Raw genomic sequence first — 15,439 nt, 5'->3', positions numbered from 1 at the left:
CTAGATCCACCCGCCCCATTGCAAGAAAAAGATCCCGATGTTGGTGGTGATCGCCGCCATCAACGTGGTCAGCACGATGATCGCCGCCGCCAGTTCATGATTGCCCTGGGCCGCACGGGCCATGACAAAACTGGCGGCGGCGGTCGGGCTGCCGAAGTACAGAAACAGAATCCCCAGCTCCGCCCCGCGAAAGCCCCACAGCCATGCGCCCAGCGTGGCGATCACCGGCAGGCCGACCATCTTCACCAGACTCGAACTGAGCGCCATGTTGCCGCTCTTGCGCAGTGCCGCCAGCGACAGCGTGCCGCCAATGCAAATCAGGGCCAGCGGCAACGTGGTCTGCGCCAGGTACTGACCGGAGGTTTCCAGCCAGCCCGGCAGACCGATCTTGAAATAAGCGAACGGCGCTGCCGCGATCACGCTGATGATCAATGGATTGCTGACCACGCTTTTGCAGATGCTCCACGGGTCGGACTTGATCACCGGGCTGTAGACCGCCAACACGATGGTCGACAGGGTGTTGTAGAAGAGGATCACCAGCGCCGCGAGAATCGCCCCGAGGGAAATCCCGTAGTCGCCATACATGCTCGCCGCCAGCGCCAGGCCGATCACCCCGTTGTTGCCGCGAAACGCGCCCTGGGTGTAGATACCGCGATCTTCACGCGGACAACGGAAAATCGCCCAGCCCCAGGCCACGGCAAAACTGACCAGCGTGGCCAGTGCGAAATAGATCAGCAGCGCCGGTTGCAGCGCGGCGTGCAGGTCAGCGTGCAGAATGCCGAGAAACAGCAGCGCCGGCATGGTGACGTTGAACACCAGCGACGATGCCGTGTGGATGAAGTTGTCGTTGATCCAGTCGATGCGCTTGAGCAGCACACCGAGAAACAGCATGGCAAACACCGGCGCGGTGATGTTCAGGGTTTCGAGGAAAATTGCCAGCATGCCGGGGAGCCTTGGAGGTGAGCGTCGTTAGGGGGCTAATGATAAGCCACTTTCACCCTGATCGTTCCCACGCTCTGCGTGGTAACGTCTCCTGTGACGCTCCGCGTCACGCTGTTGGGACGCGGAGCGTCCCCGGCTGCATTCCCACGCGGAGCGTGGGAACGATCAACGGGGTGGTCTCAGGTGATAGGCGCCGGATTGAACAACGTAATGTCGTTATGCAGCTTGTGCTTCTCCGCCCACGTCTGCTGCTTGCCGCTCGCCACATCCAGGTAGTAGTGGAACAACTCCCAGCCCAGTTCCTCGATGGACGCACGCCCGGTAGCAATCCGCCCGGCATCGATGTCGATCAGATCCGGCCAGCGCTGCGCCAGCTCCGTACGGGTCGAAACCTTCACCACCGGCGCCATGGCCAAGCCGTAAGGCGTGCCACGACCGGTAGTGAACACATGCAGGTTCATCCCCGCCGCCAGTTGCAACGTACCGCAGACAAAATCACTCGCCGGCGTTGCACAGAAAATCAAACCCTTCTGCTTGAACCGCTCACCCGGGCCGAGCACACCGCTGATCGCGCTGCTACCGGACTTCACGATCGAGCCCAACGACTTCTCGACAATGTTCGACAACCCGCCCTTCTTGTTGCCCGGCGTGGTGTTGGCGCTGCGATCCGCTTCACCCTTGGCCAGATAACGGTCGTACCAGTCCATCTCGCGCACCAGTTCCTCGGCAACGGTTTTGGTCTGGGCCCGTGAGGTCAGCAGGTAGATCGCGTCGCGCACTTCGGTGACTTCGGAGAACATCACCGTCGCCCCCGCCCGCAGCAGCAAGTCCGAGGCGTAACCGAGCGCCGGGTTGGCGGTGATCCCGGAAAACGCATCGCTGCCGCCGCACTGCATGCCGAGGATCAGCTCGGACGCTGGCACGGTTTCCCGGCGGCGCTGGTCGAGTTTCTTCAGGCGGACTTCGGCCAGTTCCATGATCTGCTCGATCATCTCGGTGAAACCGTGACTGGAATCCTGCAAGCGATACAGCCACGGCTCGCTCAGATCTACAGAAGCATCGTCCTCGTGCATCACCTGCCCGGCCTGCAATTTCTCGCAGCCCAGACTGATCACCAACGCCTCGCCACCGAGGTTCGGATTGCGCGCCAGATTGCGCACGGTGCGGATCGGGATGTAGGCGTCGGTGGCCGTGATGGCCACGCCGCAACCATAACTGTGGGTCAGCGCCACCACGTCATCGACGTGCGGGTACTTCGGCAACAGCTCATCCTTGATCCGCTTCACCGCGTGATCCAGCACCCCGGTGACGCATTGCACGGTGGTGGTGATCCCGAGGATGTTGCGCGTGCCGACGGTGCCGTCGGCATTGCGATAACCCTCGAACGTGAAGCCTTCCAGCGGTGTCTGGGCGGCCGGCACATCGGTGGACAGCGGCAGGCTGTCCAGCGGTGGCGCGGTCGGCATGCGCAGTTGATCTTCCTTGACCCAACTGCCACGGGGAATCGGCTGCAGCGCGTAGCCAATGATCTGGCCGTAGCGAATCACCGTGCCGCCCTCGGGGATGTCCACGAGGCTGACCTTGTGACTCTGCGGTACGAAATCCACCGTCAACAGGCCATCGGCAAATGCGGTGCCGGCCGGCACGCCCTGGTCATTGACCACAACCACTACGTTGTCCCGCTCGTGCAGGCGGATGTAGCGCGGCGAGTCGGAATGTTCAATCAACTGCATGACGCCGCTCCTCAGGAATGCGCTTGAGACAATTTACCAGCTGCTTCGGAACCACCGTTGGTTGGCGGCTCTTTGAGGACCACACGCTTGATCGGGCCGACGATCACCAGATAGCTGAACACCGCCACCAGCGCGTTGGCGCCGACGAACACCAGTGCCCATTTGAACGAACCGGTGGAGCTGATGATGTAGCCGATGACGATCGGCGTGGTGATCGAGGCGATGTTGCCGAAGGTGTTGAACAGGCCGCCACTCAGACCGGCGATCTGTTTTGGCGAAGTGTCGGAGACCACCGCCCAGCCCAGCGCGCCCACGCCTTTGCCGAAGAATGCCAGAGCCATGAAGCCCACCACCATCCATTCAACGTCCACATAGTTGCACGCCACGATGCTGCTCGAAACCAGCAGACCGGCAATGATCGGCGCCTTGCGGGCGAAGGTCAGCGAATGGCCCTTGCGCAGCAGGTAATCGGAAATCACCCCGCCGAGGACACCGCCGATAAAGCCGCAGATCGCCGGCAACGAGGCAATGAAACCGGCCTTGAGGATGGTCATGCCGCGCTCCTGCACCAGGTAAACCGGGAACCAGGTCAGGAAGAAATAGGTGATGCCGTTGATGCAGTACTGGCCCAGATAAACGCCGAGCATCATGCGGTTGGTCAGCAGCTGGCGGATGTAATCCCATTTCGGGCCGTCAGCCTTTTTGCCTTGCTTCTGGTCCATGTCGACCATGCCGCCGTTGTCGGCGATGAACTTCACTTCTGCTTCGTTGGCCATCGGGTGTTGGCGCGGGCTGTGGATAACCTTCAGCCAGACCAGCGAGAACACGATGCCGAGCAGGCCCATGACGATGAACACGTGCTCCCAGCCAAAGGAGAACACGATCCAGCCCATCAGCGGTGCGAACAGCACGGTCGCGAAGTATTGCGCGGAGTTGAAGATCGCCGAAGCGGTACCGCGTTCAGCGGTCGGGAACCATGCCGCGACGATACGGGCGTTGCCGGGGAACGATGGCGCCTCGGCCAGACCGACCAGGAAGCGCAACATGAACAGCGCGACGATGGCCGTGGACATGCCGAACTCACCGACGAAGCCTTGCAGCACGGTGAACAGCGACCAGGTGAAAATGCTCAGGGCATAGACTTTTTTCGAGCCGAAGCGATCGAGCAGCCAGCCGCCGGGAATTTGCCCGGCCACGTAGGCCCAACCGAAAGCAGAGAAGATGTAGCCGAGGGTGACCGCGTCGATGCCGAGGTCTTTTTGCAAACTGGAACCGGCGATCGCGATGGTGGCGCGGTCGGCGTAGTTGATCGTGGTCACCAAAAACAGCATGAGCAGGATCAAATAGCGGACGTGAGTCGGCTTGGACGATTGCATGTAGATGTACTCCCACTGATTATTTTTATGCGGGTAAAACATTCTTTGGTCTTGTGCCGCGCAGGGCCTCAGGCGAAGACCCGGCGCGGGTGCAGCGATTTACGAACCGATGTAGCTGGTCTTCACGACCGTGTAGAACTCTTGCGCATAGCGGCCTTGCTCACGTGAGCCATAGGATGAACCCTTACGGCCACCGAACGGAACGTGGTAATCGACACCGGCGGTCGGCAGGTTGACCATCACCATCCCGGCCTGGGAATGACGCTTGAAGTGGTTGGCGTACTTCAGCGATGTGGTGGCGATGCCCGCCGACAGACCGAATTCGGTGTCGTTGGCCATGGCCAGTGCGGCCTCGTAATCGGCCACGCGGACGATGTTGGCCACCGGGCCGAAGATCTCTTCGCGGCTGATGCGCATCGACGCTTCGCTGTCGGCAAACAGGGTCGGCGCGAGGAAGTAACCCTCGGTGTCGCAGGTCACCAGACCACCGCCGCTAACCACACGGGCACCTTCGGACTGACCGATGTCGATGTATTTCAGGTCCTGTTCAAGCTGCGCTTGCGAGACCACCGGACCGATGTCGGTACCGGCCTTCAGCGCGTGGCCGACCTTGATCGACTTCATGCGCTCGGCCATGGCTTCGACGAACTTGTCGTGAATCCCGGCGGTAACGATCAAGCGGCTCGAAGCCGTGCAACGCTGGCCGGTGGAGTAGAACGCGCTCTGCACCGACAGCTCGACCGCCTGCTTGAGGTCGGCGTCGTCAAGAATGATCTGCGGGTTCTTGCCGCCCATTTCCAGCTGAACCTTGGCCTGGCGCGACACGCAGTTGACGGCGATCTGACGGCCCACACCGACGGAGCCAGTGAAGCTGATGCCATCGACTTTCGGGCTGTTGACCAGCGCTTCACCGACCACGCGACCGCTGCCCATGACCAGGTTGAACACGCCGGCAGGGAAACCTGCGCGGGAGATGATTTCAGCCAGGGCCCAGGCGCAACCCGGTACCAGATCTGCTGGCTTCAATACCACGCAGTTGCCGTAGGCCAGGGCCGGGGCGATTTTCCACGACGGGATGGCAATCGGGAAGTTCCACGGGGTGATCAAGCCGACCACACCGAGCGCTTCGCGAGTGACTTCAACGTTGACGCCCGGGCGCACCGACGGCACGTAGTCGCCGGACAGACGCAGGCATTCACCGGCGAAGAACTTGAAGATGTTGCCGGCGCGGGTCACTTCGCCGATGGCTTCGGGCAGGGTCTTGCCCTCTTCCCGGGCCAGCAGGGTGCCGAGTTCTTCGCGGCGGGCGAGGATTTCAGTACCGACTTTGTCCAGCGAGTCGTGACGGGCCTGAATGCCCGAAGTCGACCACGCCGGGAACGCGGCGCGCGCGGCGTCGATGGCGGCGTTGACCTGAGCCAGGTCAGCCTTGGCGTAATCGCCGATGGTGTCGCTCAGCTCGGACGGGTTGATGTTGACCGAGTAATCGTTGCCGGCGACCCATTCACCGTTGATGTAGTTGTCATAGCGCTTGGTCACGAATCATTCTCCTGACGCAAAAGGCCGCTGATCGCTCAGCGGCCTTGTTTATAGAGTTGTGTTACTGCGCACCTTGCTTGTCGATCAGCGCGGCGAGCATTTCGTACTCTTCGCGGGTCAGGTCGGTCAGCGGCGCCCGCACCGGGCCTGCGTCATAGCCGGCGATCTTGGCGCCTGCCTTGACGATGCTCACGGCGTAACCGGCCTTGCGGTTGCGGATGTCCAGGTACGGCAGGAAGAAGTCGTCGATGATCTTGCCGACAGTGGCGTGATCTTCGCGGGCAATCGCGTGGTAGAAGTCCATCGCGGTTTTCGGGATGAAGTTGAACACCGCCGACGAGTAGACCGGCACGCCCAGGGCCTTGTAGGCCGCGGCGTAGACTTCGGCGGTCGGCAGACCACCGAGGTAGCTGAAGCGATCGCCGAGACGACGACGGATCGACACCATCAGTTCGATGTCGCCCAGACCGTCCTTGTAACCGATCAGGTTCGGGCAGCGCTCGGCCAAACGTTCCAGCAGCGGCGCGGTCAGGCGGCAGACGTTGCGGTTGTAGACCACCACGCCGATGTTGACCGATTTGCACACCGCTTCAACGTGGGCGGCAACGCCGTCCTGGCTGGCTTCGGTCAGGTAGTGCGGCAGCAGCAACAGACCTTTGGCGCCCAGACGCTCGGCTTCCTGAGCGTATTCGATGGCCTGGCGGGTCGAACCGCCGACACCGGCGAGGATCGGCACGCTGCTGGCGCAGGTGTCGACGGCAGTCTTGATGATTTCCGAGTATTCGCTGGCAGCCAGGGAGAAGAATTCACCGGTGCCACCGGCGGCGAACAGGGCTGAAGCACCGTACGGGGCCAGCCATTCCAGGCGTTTGATGTAGCCAGCGCGGTTGAAATCGCCCTGAGCATTGAAATCGGTCACCGGGAACGACAGCAGGCCGGCGGAGAGGATGGACTTCAGTTCTTGTGGATTCATTATTCGAACACCCTGGTAGCAACGTTTTTTTGTGAGTGGACCGTTCAGCCTTCGCCGAAGTTGTAGGTCATCGTACAACTTAAAAGATAACCGTCAACTGCATTTCATCGCTGGAGGGCATTTTTTGTCGGACAAGATTTCTTTTTGACGTAGGAGATTTCTCGACTAGGCTCGATTTAACTGTATATGCATACAGCTAAATAAGAATCCACCGACGACATATCAAGGAGAAAGAAATGTCCGGTCTACAAACAAAATGCCTTGAAAAACCCTCACCGGTCATCGCCCGATTCGATGATCTTTTTACTCCCGGCGGCATCACCTTCAGCGCCGAAAATCCACACCTGTTGCTGCACATCGCCGACTCGCACAGCGATGTCGAACCCGTGACCACTCCGCCCGCTCAAGCCTTGAAAGGCAAACCGCAGTTACGCTTCGAGGGCGCGGAACACACGGCTATCGGCGATAACACCCGGCTGCGCTTTGTTGAAAATGCCGAGCCGGTGCTTGCGCAAAACGTAGCGCTGCATCTGCCGAACGGGTTGGCGCTGACCTACGGTCAGGTGCTGGCGCTGGGCGGTGATTTCTACGGAGTCGTCGACCGTCCGATCAACGAAGGTGCGACTCCGACTGATCGCCTTCAGCGCTTCACGGCGGCCTTCGACAGCCTCGCCGTACTGCCCGCTTCAAAGGCCGAAGCACCACAGATTCTCGCGATCATGCAGAAGGAGATCGACGCGGTTAAACAGGCGATCAAGGACGGCAAGAAACCCCATGAGGCTTATGACGCTTTGGGAGATACGTTGTCGGAAGAGTGGAACAAGATTACCGGCGGCGGCAGTTTTGTCTCGGCGCTGTTCCCGCTCGGTCGCTATCTGAAACTGGCGGCGAACAACGCCGACCACTTCGGCGAATGGGCCCGACAGGCCTACATCGCCGGGCACACCGCCGCCCTGCAAACCGCCGCTGCCGCCCACGCCAGTCAGGACGAACTGCAACTGGAACGGGCCTACGCGATGAACGCGTTCGCCGACCACTACCTCACCGATCTGTTCTCCTCCGGGCATCTGCGGGTGCCGCGCAAGGCCATGGCCGCAGCGGTGACACCGAGCGACCTGGGCTCGCTGATCACTCGCTTCATGCATGACGAAGACAGCAAGTTCGGCCTTAAGGTGCGTAACGGACATGGCGAGCAATGGCGGGCGTTCGGTGACAAGCGCTACTCCGACGCCACGGACGCCGACAACCGAAATCAGGTGAATCTGGCGGTGCAGGACTCGGCGGACGAGGTGTATGCCGCCTATTCAAGCGGCAACGTGCCGGCCACCTTCAACGCACTGCAACGGCTGCCGGACCTGACTTTCGTGATGAGTCTGGCCAACAACTTCTCGCCACTGTTCCGCGTTCAAGGCAACAAAGTCCTGCGGCGCAAGGACGTCAACAACCTCAACGACACCGCCACCGTCGACGACTGGTGGGGCTGGAGCACTTACCTGCTGCTCAAGGACTATCACCCAACCGGCAACACGAATTAAGGAGCGATTCGATGACGATTAAATTGAAACTGGAACTGGCCTCGGGCCAATCGTTGAAAGGTGCGCCGCTGCAACTGCTGCGTGACGGCGTGGCCATCGCCCGGGCGTCGGTGGATGCTCAGGGCCAGGCAACGTTCGACGTCAGGCCCGGCCCGGGCAAACTGGCGATCAGGGTGGATCGATCGATTCTGCCCCGCAGCTGAAATGCCCGGACAAGATTGCCCCGGCGCGCCTCACCGATTCGCCGGGTAAAGTGCGACGACTGCCGCGAAGGATCGCGGCAGATCTTTCAAGGAGAACGAAGCATGACGTTTGCCGCTGCACACCTTCCGCAATTCCCCGACCACGCCAGCGACTCGATCATCCTGCGGTTATCGACTCTGGATGACGACCTGACCGTTCAGGTACCCGATGGCCAGAACACACCGCCGAACTGGGATGTGTACCCGATCCTCGGCGATGATCCGGAAGAGCCTGAATGGCAGGGTTTGTCGGAGCCGACCGGCGCCTGGGATGACGCACTGGATGACATGGTCGGCATGACGGGAATTGAACTGAGCATCCCCAGATTCGAACTGGAAAAGTACCTGAACAGTACCGTTGAGCTGCGCTACAAGTTCGCCGATGAGTCCAGTCTGGAGCCGTGTTCCGAACCGTTGAAACTGTACATCGAAGCTTGATCGTCACGCATGACGGGATCAATGACGACCGTTTGTCGCCACTGTCATTTCTGACAGTGGCGCACCGGCACACAAAGAAGCTCAACTGGCGGGGTGCAATAAGATTGCACTCACCCCGACTCAAGGAGAGTTTGTCATGCAGACACTGCAAGTATCACCTTTAAATCTACTTGCCCCAGCGGAAGCACCTCAGGCGCCAAATGGAGTGCTGGACACCCAAAAACTGAATGGCGTTTTTCTGCTCGATTTCTTTTATGAGGGGAAAGCAGCAAACCAACAGATCGACATAACAATTGAAGTCAAGCCCGACCGCTTTAGCCCCCCTATTCCATGGGGCACCAGATTTACGACCTCGACAGCCGGAAAGGAACAGGTCTCTCTGAATTCAAGAAGCCTTTTCGGCTATCAATTCAAAAGTGGGTCCGTAGTAATCAGCTACCTCGCAACGATAGACGGCCCCCCGCAACCATCAGAGGCATTACCGTTATCTATCGTCGACACCGCATGACGTTTTCCCGCCCTTCCAGAGTTCAACCCTGCGCCTGCGCCTCTTCATGCGCCTGACGCAGCCGTTCGCGGCTGTTGGTCAGGTGCAGGCGCATGGCCGCGCGGGCGGCATCGGAATCCTGGCGGGCGATGGCCTCGTAGATTTCCTCGTGCTCGCGGCTCAGGCGATTCATGTAGTGCTGCTGATCGTCATGGGCCAGACGCGCCGAGTTCAGGCGCGTGCGCGGAATGATGCTGGTGCCCAGGTGGGTCATGATGTCGGTGAAGTAGCGGTTGCCGGTGGACAGCGCGATTTGCAGGTGGAACTGGAAGTCCGACGCCACCGCATCACTGGCGTGGGCCACGCTTTCGTTCAGCGCATCGAGGGCAGCACGCATGGCGGCCAGTTGTTCGGCACTGCGACGCTGCGCGGCGAGGCCGGCGGATTCGGTTTCGAGGCTGATGCGGAGTTCGAGAATCGCCAGCACGTCACGCAGGGTGACCACGGTGGCGGGGTCGATCCGGAAGCCACTCGGGCTCGGTGTATCGAGCACGAAAGTGCCGATGCCGTGGCGGGTTTCAACCTGACCTGCGGCCTGTAGCCGGGAGATTGCCTCGCGCACCACGGTGCGGCTGACGCCATGGGCTTCCATGATTGCCGACTCGGTGGGCAATTTGTCGCCACGCTTGAGCAGACCATCGCGGATCTGCTCGGTCAGCACCGTCACCAGTTCCTGAGCCAGGCTGCGGCGCTTGCGAGGGAGGCGCGGGGTGTCGATCGGGTTTTCCATGGTCTGCGTTTGTCTCGAAATATCGGCTTGAGGGGCATCATAGCGCAAGCGGGTTGTACGATCACCGTCCTCTGTGGGAGCAAACTCCCACAGAGTCAGAGCCTGTCACGCGGTCACGGTCTGTTCCACCAAGTGCCCGCCATCGATCCGCACATGCCGAGGATGGAAGCGCTTGAGGCTGCTGCGATGGCCGACGCTGACGATGCTCAGGCCCGGCAACTGGTCGATCAGCGCCTGATAAAGCGTGGCTTCGTCTTCTTCATCCATCGCCGATGTCGCTTCGTCCATGTACAGCCATTGCGGTGCATAGAGCAGCGCGCGGGCGAAGGCCAGACGTTGCTGTTCTCCCGGCGAGAGCATGCGCTGCCAGTGGTTGGCCTCGTCCAGTCGAGCCACCAGATGCGGCAGACGGCAGGTTTCCAGCACTTGTGCATAACGCTCAGGCGCGTAGGTGTCGCCCGGTTGTGGATAACTCAAGGCGTCGCGCAGGGTGCCGATCGGCAGATACGGTTTTTGTGGCAGGAACAGATAACGCGAGGCCGGCAAGCGAATACTGCCGTGCCCGGCTGGCCACAAATGGCCCATCGCCCGCAGCAGCGTGGATTTACCGCTGCCGGAGCGGCCACTGAGCATCACGCGGTCGCCCTGCTCCACGGTCATGTCGGCGCTGGTCAGCAGATGACGACCGTCGGCTAGATCTAGGCCCAGGTTATGAACCTTCAACTCATCGCCCTGATTCTGCACGTCGATGGCCGGTGCACGTTCTTCGTTGTCGGTCATGGCCTGGCGGAAACTCAGCAGACGATCACACGTGGCGCGCCACGCGGCGAGATCCGAATAGGCGTTGATGAACCAGCTGAAGTTCTCCTGCACGTTGCCGAATGCCGAGTTGATCTGCATCAGCTCACCCAGTTCGATCTTGCCGGTCAGATAACGCGGGGCCGCGACGATGAACGGGAAGATGATTGCGATCTGGCCGTAACCCGAGGTGAAGAACGTCAGGCGCTTGGACACCCGCATGATGTCCCAGAAGTTGTGCCAGACCAGACCGAAGCGATTGCTCAGGCGACGGTTTTCGTTCGGTTCGCCGTTGTACAACGCAATGCTCTCGGCGTTCTCACGTACTCGCACCATGGAGAAACGCAGGTCCGCTTCGAAACGTTGTTGTTGGTTGTTCAGGCCGATCAGGCGTCGACCGATCAGGTGCGTCAGCCAGCTGCCGACCGCCGCGTACAGCAGCGCACACCAGAACATGTAGCCGGGAATCTCGATGCCGAACACCTCGATGCTGCCGGACACGCCCCACAGAATGATCGAGAACGACACCAGGCTGACCACCGTGCGAATCAGGCCCAACGCAAGACTCAAGGTGTTGCTGGTGAAGGTATTGAGGTCTTCGGAAATCCGCTGGTCAGGGTTGTCGGTGTAGCCGCCCTGCTCCAGCTGGTAATAGTTTTTGTGCCCGAGCCAGCGCTTGAAATGGTTCTCGGTGAGCCATGCCCGCCAACGGATGGTCAGCATCTGCGTCAGGTACAGGCGATACACGGCGCCGAGGATTGCCACCGCCGCAATGCCGCAGAAATACAGGATCAACTGCCAGAACGCCGCCTCGTCCTTCTTTTGCAGGGCGTTATAGAAATCCTTGTACCAACTGTTGATCCACACCGAGATCGCCACACTGAACAACGTCAGCGCGATCACGGCAATCAGCAACGTCCAGGCCTTGCCCTTCTCTTCGCTGCGCCAGTAAGGCGTGGTCATGGCCCACACCTTGCGAAAAAACTGCCCGCGCACAGTATCGTTGACCGCGGAATATTCAGCGTTCTGATTCATGGAAAAGGCTCGATAAAGAAAAGAACAGACACGCACCGATCATAGATGATCGGTGCGCTTTATCGCGAGGGCTGGCGATGGTCGTTCAGCGCAGGTTCAGCGACGAACCGGGCGCTTCTGCAGTTTGCGCTGCAGGGTGCGACGGTGCATGCCCAGGGCGCGGGCAGTGGCGGAGATGTTGCCTTCGTGCTCGGTCAGCACACGCTGGATGTGCTCCCACTGCAGGCGATCCACCGACATCGGGTTTTCCGGCACCAGGCTGTCGAGGTCGGCGTGTTCGGACAGCAGCGCTGCCAGCACATCGTCGGCGTCGGCCGGTTTGCACAGGTAATTGCAGGCGCCGCGCTTGATCGCTTCGACTGCGGTAGCAATGCTCGAGTAACCGGTGAGGATCACCACGCGCATTTCCGGGTCCAGCTCCAGCAGCTTCGGCAGCAGGACCAGACCGGAATCGCCGTCCATTTTCAGGTCCAGCGCGGCGTAGTCCGGTAGATCGGCCTGGGCAATGGTCAGACCTTCTTCGGCGGAACCGGCGGTGCTGACGCGGAAACCACGGCGAGCCATGGCGCGGGCCATCACCCGGGTGAAGGTCGCGTCGTCATCGACCAGCAGCAAATGCGGCAGTTCTTCGCCTTCGACTTGGATTTCGTCACTCATGTTGCTCTCCTCGGGCGCCGTGGGGGAGGCGCAGCTCGGTGAGCGTGCCGCCTTCCTCATGACTATAGAGTTTCACTGAGCCGCCGGCGCGTGTCACGCTGGCCTTGCTCAAAAACAGGCCCAGGCCGAAACCTTTGCCCTTGGTGGTAAAAAACGGTTTGCCGATCTGCTCGGCGATGGCCAGCGGCACACCGGCGCCATGATCGCGAATGCTGATTGTCAGGTCTTCGGCGGTCCAGTCCAGGGTCACCTGAAGATTTTCCGGGCAGGCGTCGGCGGCGTTGTTCAACAGATTCAACAAGGCCTGGGTCAGATCCGGCGGCGGCGCCACACGTGGCAGCGGGCCCTGGCCCAGACGCAGGAAGCGATAACTGGCCTCCGGGCGCATCAGGTGCCAGCGGTTGAGCGCCTCGTCGAGCCACTCGGTGACGTCCTGCATCTCCACCGCCATCCGGCGATTGGCTTCGGCGGCGCGCACCAGTTGTTGCAGGGTCTCCTTGCAGAGCTTCACCTGATCCTTCAGCACCTTCAGGTCTTCCTGAAGCATCGGGTCGTGATGATCCTGCTGCATTTCGTTGAGCAACACGCTCATGGTCGCCAGCGGCGTACCCAATTCATGTGCGGCGCCCGCAGCCTGAGTCGCGACGGCCAGCAATTGCTGATCGCGCAGTCCTTCTTCACGACGGATCGCGCGCAACTCTTCCTGCCGGCGCAGCTCTTCAGCCATGCGCGCGGCGAAGAAGGTGATCACCGCTGCCGCGAGGGCAAAACTCAGCCACATGCCGTAGATCTGCAGGTTCTCCCGGGCGACCGGCAGGGTTTCCAGCGGATAGAAATGCGTCAGCATCAGCGTGTACAAGGCCAGCGCAATGCCCGACAGCACCACCGAATAACGCCATGGCAGCGTCACCGCAGCGATGGTCAGCGGCACCAGATAATACGAAACGAACGGGTTGGTCGAACCACCGGAGAAATACAGCAAGGCACTGTGGATAACCAGATCGCAGGCCAGTTGCAGCGCGTATTCGAGCTCGGTGACCGGCCACGAAGTGCGCAGGCGCACGGCGGTGAACACACACAGCAGAATCGAACAGCCGAGGGTCATCACCAGTTGCACCCACGGCAACGGCAACAGATCCAGCCAGTAGGCCAGGCCCACGGAACCGGCCTGCGCGGCGAGCACCAGGGTGCGAATGAAAGTCAGCCGCCAGAGGTTCTGGCGAGTGGCGGAAGTCAGTTGTACGGGGGCGAGCATGAGCTCTCCTGATGAGCGCTCCAGGCGGATCGCACGGAGTATAACCAAGGCGCGGGCTTGAGAGGCGAAAGTGCGGCAAACGACCACATGGCAAAAAGCTTCGCGGCGGCTATAAGACCCATCTGTATAGAAGTTGTAACTGGGCGAACCGGATCATAAAAGCTAGAGTCTGATGGTTTCACGCAGGCCCCCGAACCATCACCTGCGCCCTCATCAAGGAGCTTTCATGCACACATTTCGCCGCAGCGCCGCCCTTCTCGCCCTGACCGTCGGCAGCATCGCCAGCCTTCCGGCCCTGGCCGCCGACGAGCTGCACTACAACCAGATTTCCCTGCGCGCCGAAGTCAGCCAGGAAGTGGCCCGCGACCTGATGATCGTGACCCTCTACACCGAAGAACAAAACACTGACCCGGCCAAACTCGCTGCCGACGTCAGCACCACCATGAACAAGGCACTGGCCCAGGCCAAGCAAGTCAAAGACATCACCCTGCGTCAGGGCAGCCGCAACAGCTACCCGATCTACGACACCAAAGGCCAGAAAATCACCGGCTGGCGCGAACGCGCCGAACTGCGCCTGGAAAGCGCCGACTTCGCCGCCCTGTCCAAACTCACCGGCGAACTGCTGACCGACCTGAAAATGGGCGGCATGGACTTCGCCATCGCCGACCCGACCCGCAAGGCCAGCGAAGACAAACTGCTGAAAGAAGCCGTCACCGCCTTCAAGGCCCGCGCACAACTGGCCACCGATGCCCTGGGCGGCAAGGGTTACAAAATCGTCAACCTGAACCTCAACAGCAACGGCTTCCCACAACCGTACATGCGCGCCCCGATGATGATGAAAGCCGCCGGCATGGACGCAGCACCGGTCACGCCTGAAGTCGAAGCCGGCACCAGCCAGGTCAGCCTGACCGCTGATGGCTCGATTGAAGTGTTGATGCAGTGATTGAATGACGGCTGAATGAAAAACCGGCGATCAGAAAATGATCGCCGGTTTTTTTATGCCCGGAATTTGTGGTGAATCATCCACCGCCATCGCTGGCAAGCCAGCTCCCACAGGAACTCCAAATTTACTGAAAGGGCGCAGGAGCCTGTGGGAGCGGGCTTGCCCGCGATGAACGATAACGCGGTCGTCAGGTTTGCGGGTCAACTCGATCCAGCGCGCGGTTCACTGCGAGCTCGGCCAGCATGATGATCTGCTGTATGCCGAGCGCCGTACTGCGCTGCGGGCCGCTGAGTTCGTTGGCGAAATTGCTGGCGATGGTACTGGCCGACGCCAGGGACTCGCAGGCATTGGCCAGCAGGCTTTCGGTGTCGACGTTGGGCGTGACCATATACATCGTGCTCGGGCGCGGTTTGGAAGGGTTGGGGCAAAGATAGAAATCGAGGGTGCGTTTGATGGCTTCGCGGTTGCGAGCGAGGTCTTCGGCGCGCATGGCTTCTTCGAGGGGCGTGGGTGATTCGAGGGGTGGGTCGGGGACAACCTTGTTCATTGATTAACTCCTTGCTGACTTGAAGCCACCAAATGCCGTTCTCACGCGGCGAAGAGGTGGCAGCTATGTGCGGGGTGAGAAACCGGGCAAGGAGATTCCGGCCAGACCGAGGTCTGCCCGCACACGGCCGCCATAAATCAATTACAGGC

General features: G+C 60.6%; 15 protein-coding genes. 5 read left to right on the top strand and 10 right to left on the bottom strand.

The features are described 5' to 3' along the window. From CAF90_RS18795 to kdgD, 5 genes are all read right to left on the bottom strand, one after another. A complete protein-coding gene (locus tag CAF90_RS18795; RefSeq protein WP_007953620.1) occupies positions 1–942 on the bottom strand; it encodes an AEC family transporter in 942 nt (313 codons plus the stop codon). 179 nt (positions 943–1,121) lie between these two features. Next, positions 1,122–2,675, bottom strand: a complete 1,554-nt coding sequence (garD, locus tag CAF90_RS18790) for a galactarate dehydratase (RefSeq protein WP_085608069.1) — start codon at positions 2,673–2,675, stop codon at positions 1,122–1,124. An 11-nt stretch (positions 2,676–2,686) separates the two neighbouring features. Further along, a complete protein-coding gene (locus CAF90_RS18785; protein ID WP_085608178.1) occupies positions 2,687–4,051 on the bottom strand; it encodes an MFS transporter in 1,365 nt (454 codons plus the stop codon). A 99-nt stretch (positions 4,052–4,150) separates the two neighbouring features. Further along, a complete protein-coding gene (locus CAF90_RS18780; protein WP_007953623.1) occupies positions 4,151–5,590 on the bottom strand; it encodes an aldehyde dehydrogenase family protein in 1,440 nt (479 codons plus the stop codon). A gap of 61 nt (positions 5,591–5,651) precedes the next feature. Continuing rightward, on the bottom strand, positions 5,652–6,563 hold the full coding sequence (gene kdgD / locus CAF90_RS18775) for a 5-dehydro-4-deoxyglucarate dehydratase (protein WP_007953624.1): 912 nt from the start codon (positions 6,561–6,563) through the stop codon (positions 5,652–5,654). A gap of 236 nt (positions 6,564–6,799) precedes the next feature. Here kdgD and CAF90_RS18770 point away from each other — a divergent pair, with 236 nt between their 5' ends. The 4 genes from CAF90_RS18770 (at position 6,800) to CAF90_RS18755 (ending at position 9,286) form a co-directional block, all read left to right on the top strand. Further along, positions 6,800–8,098, top strand: a complete 1,299-nt coding sequence (locus CAF90_RS18770) for a phospholipase (protein WP_085608068.1) — start codon at positions 6,800–6,802, stop codon at positions 8,096–8,098. An 11-nt stretch (positions 8,099–8,109) separates the two neighbouring features. Next, positions 8,110–8,301 (top strand): hypothetical protein, encoded by a 192-nt coding sequence (locus tag CAF90_RS18765; protein ID WP_085608067.1) that lies wholly within the window; start codon positions 8,110–8,112, stop codon positions 8,299–8,301. Between the two features lie 102 nt (positions 8,302–8,403). After that, entirely contained in the window at positions 8,404–8,778 is a 375-nt protein-coding gene (locus CAF90_RS18760) for a hypothetical protein (RefSeq protein WP_085608066.1), read from the top strand. Positions 8,779–8,914: 136 nt separating this feature from the next. Continuing rightward, positions 8,915–9,286, top strand: coding sequence for a hypothetical protein (locus CAF90_RS18755; protein WP_085608065.1), 372 nt, complete (start codon positions 8,915–8,917; stop codon positions 9,284–9,286). A 22-nt stretch (positions 9,287–9,308) separates the two neighbouring features. On the opposite strand, the gene CAF90_RS18750 is transcribed toward CAF90_RS18755, so the two are convergent. The 4 genes from CAF90_RS18750 to CAF90_RS18735 all read right to left on the bottom strand — a co-directional run bounded on the left by CAF90_RS18750 (position 9,309) and on the right by CAF90_RS18735 (position 13,800). Next, the gene (locus CAF90_RS18750; protein WP_085608064.1) at positions 9,309–10,055 is read right to left on the bottom strand and encodes a FadR/GntR family transcriptional regulator; all 747 of its coding nucleotides are present in this window, start codon (positions 10,053–10,055) and stop codon (positions 9,309–9,311) included. Between the two features lie 105 nt (positions 10,056–10,160). Next, positions 10,161–11,888: an ABC transporter ATP-binding protein/permease gene (locus CAF90_RS18745; RefSeq protein ID WP_007953641.1), complete on the bottom strand. Its 1,728-nt coding sequence runs from the start codon at positions 11,886–11,888 to the stop codon at positions 10,161–10,163. Between the two features lie 96 nt (positions 11,889–11,984). Next, positions 11,985–12,545 carry a response regulator transcription factor gene (locus CAF90_RS18740; protein WP_003221630.1) on the bottom strand — a complete coding sequence of 187 codons (561 nt, stop codon included), beginning with the start codon at positions 12,543–12,545 and terminating at the stop codon, positions 11,985–11,987. Then, positions 12,538–13,800 carry an ATP-binding protein gene (locus CAF90_RS18735; protein ID WP_085608063.1) on the bottom strand — a complete coding sequence of 421 codons (1,263 nt, stop codon included), beginning with the start codon at positions 13,798–13,800 and terminating at the stop codon, positions 12,538–12,540. Before CAF90_RS18735 ends, CAF90_RS18740 begins: the two co-directional genes overlap by 8 nt. Positions 13,801–14,026: 226 nt before the next feature. On the opposite strand from CAF90_RS18735, the gene CAF90_RS18730 reads away from it, so the two are divergent. Beyond that, entirely contained in the window at positions 14,027–14,743 is a 717-nt protein-coding gene (locus CAF90_RS18730; RefSeq protein WP_085608062.1) for an SIMPL domain-containing protein, read from the top strand. Positions 14,744–14,930: 187 nt separating this feature from the next. On the opposite strand, the gene CAF90_RS18725 is transcribed toward CAF90_RS18730, so the two are convergent. Beyond that, entirely contained in the window at positions 14,931–15,290 is a 360-nt protein-coding gene (locus CAF90_RS18725) for a DUF6124 family protein (protein ID WP_085608061.1), read from the bottom strand. Positions 15,291–15,439 lie beyond the last annotated feature (149 nt).

Origin of the sequence: Pseudomonas sp. B37(2017), assembly GCF_002112885.1 — a bacterium.
Taxonomy (GTDB): Bacteria; Pseudomonadota; Gammaproteobacteria; order Pseudomonadales; family Pseudomonadaceae; genus Aquipseudomonas; species Aquipseudomonas paraglycinae.
Note: the sequence above shows the minus strand (reverse complement) of the source record. Positions and strands in the feature narration are given on the sequence as shown.

Excerpts from the sequence above, each read along its gene's own strand:
- CAF90_RS18795 (WP_007953620.1), bottom strand. The coding sequence starts at position 942 with ATGCTGGCAATTTTCCTCGAAACCCTGAACATCACCGCGCCGGTGTTT.
- garD (WP_085608069.1), bottom strand. The coding sequence starts at position 2,675 with ATGCAGTTGATTGAACATTCCGACTCGCCGCGCTACATCCGCCTGCAC.
- CAF90_RS18785 (WP_085608178.1), bottom strand. The coding sequence starts at position 4,051 with ATGCAATCGTCCAAGCCGACTCACGTCCGCTATTTGATCCTGCTCATG.
- kdgD (WP_007953624.1), bottom strand. The coding sequence starts at position 6,563 with ATGAATCCACAAGAACTGAAGTCCATCCTCTCCGCCGGCCTGCTGTCG.
- CAF90_RS18770 (WP_085608068.1), top strand. The coding sequence starts at position 6,800 with ATGTCCGGTCTACAAACAAAATGCCTTGAAAAACCCTCACCGGTCATC.
- CAF90_RS18765 (WP_085608067.1), top strand. The coding sequence starts at position 8,110 with ATGACGATTAAATTGAAACTGGAACTGGCCTCGGGCCAATCGTTGAAA.
- CAF90_RS18760 (WP_085608066.1), top strand. The coding sequence starts at position 8,404 with ATGACGTTTGCCGCTGCACACCTTCCGCAATTCCCCGACCACGCCAGC.
- CAF90_RS18755 (WP_085608065.1), top strand. The coding sequence starts at position 8,915 with ATGCAGACACTGCAAGTATCACCTTTAAATCTACTTGCCCCAGCGGAA.
- CAF90_RS18750 (WP_085608064.1), bottom strand. The coding sequence starts at position 10,055 with ATGGAAAACCCGATCGACACCCCGCGCCTCCCTCGCAAGCGCCGCAGC.
- CAF90_RS18745 (WP_007953641.1), bottom strand. The coding sequence starts at position 11,888 with ATGAATCAGAACGCTGAATATTCCGCGGTCAACGATACTGTGCGCGGG.
- CAF90_RS18740 (WP_003221630.1), bottom strand. The coding sequence starts at position 12,545 with ATGAGTGACGAAATCCAAGTCGAAGGCGAAGAACTGCCGCATTTGCTG.
- CAF90_RS18735 (WP_085608063.1), bottom strand. The coding sequence starts at position 13,800 with ATGCTCGCCCCCGTACAACTGACTTCCGCCACTCGCCAGAACCTCTGG.
- CAF90_RS18730 (WP_085608062.1), top strand. The coding sequence starts at position 14,027 with ATGCACACATTTCGCCGCAGCGCCGCCCTTCTCGCCCTGACCGTCGGC.
- CAF90_RS18725 (WP_085608061.1), bottom strand. The coding sequence starts at position 15,290 with ATGAACAAGGTTGTCCCCGACCCACCCCTCGAATCACCCACGCCCCTC.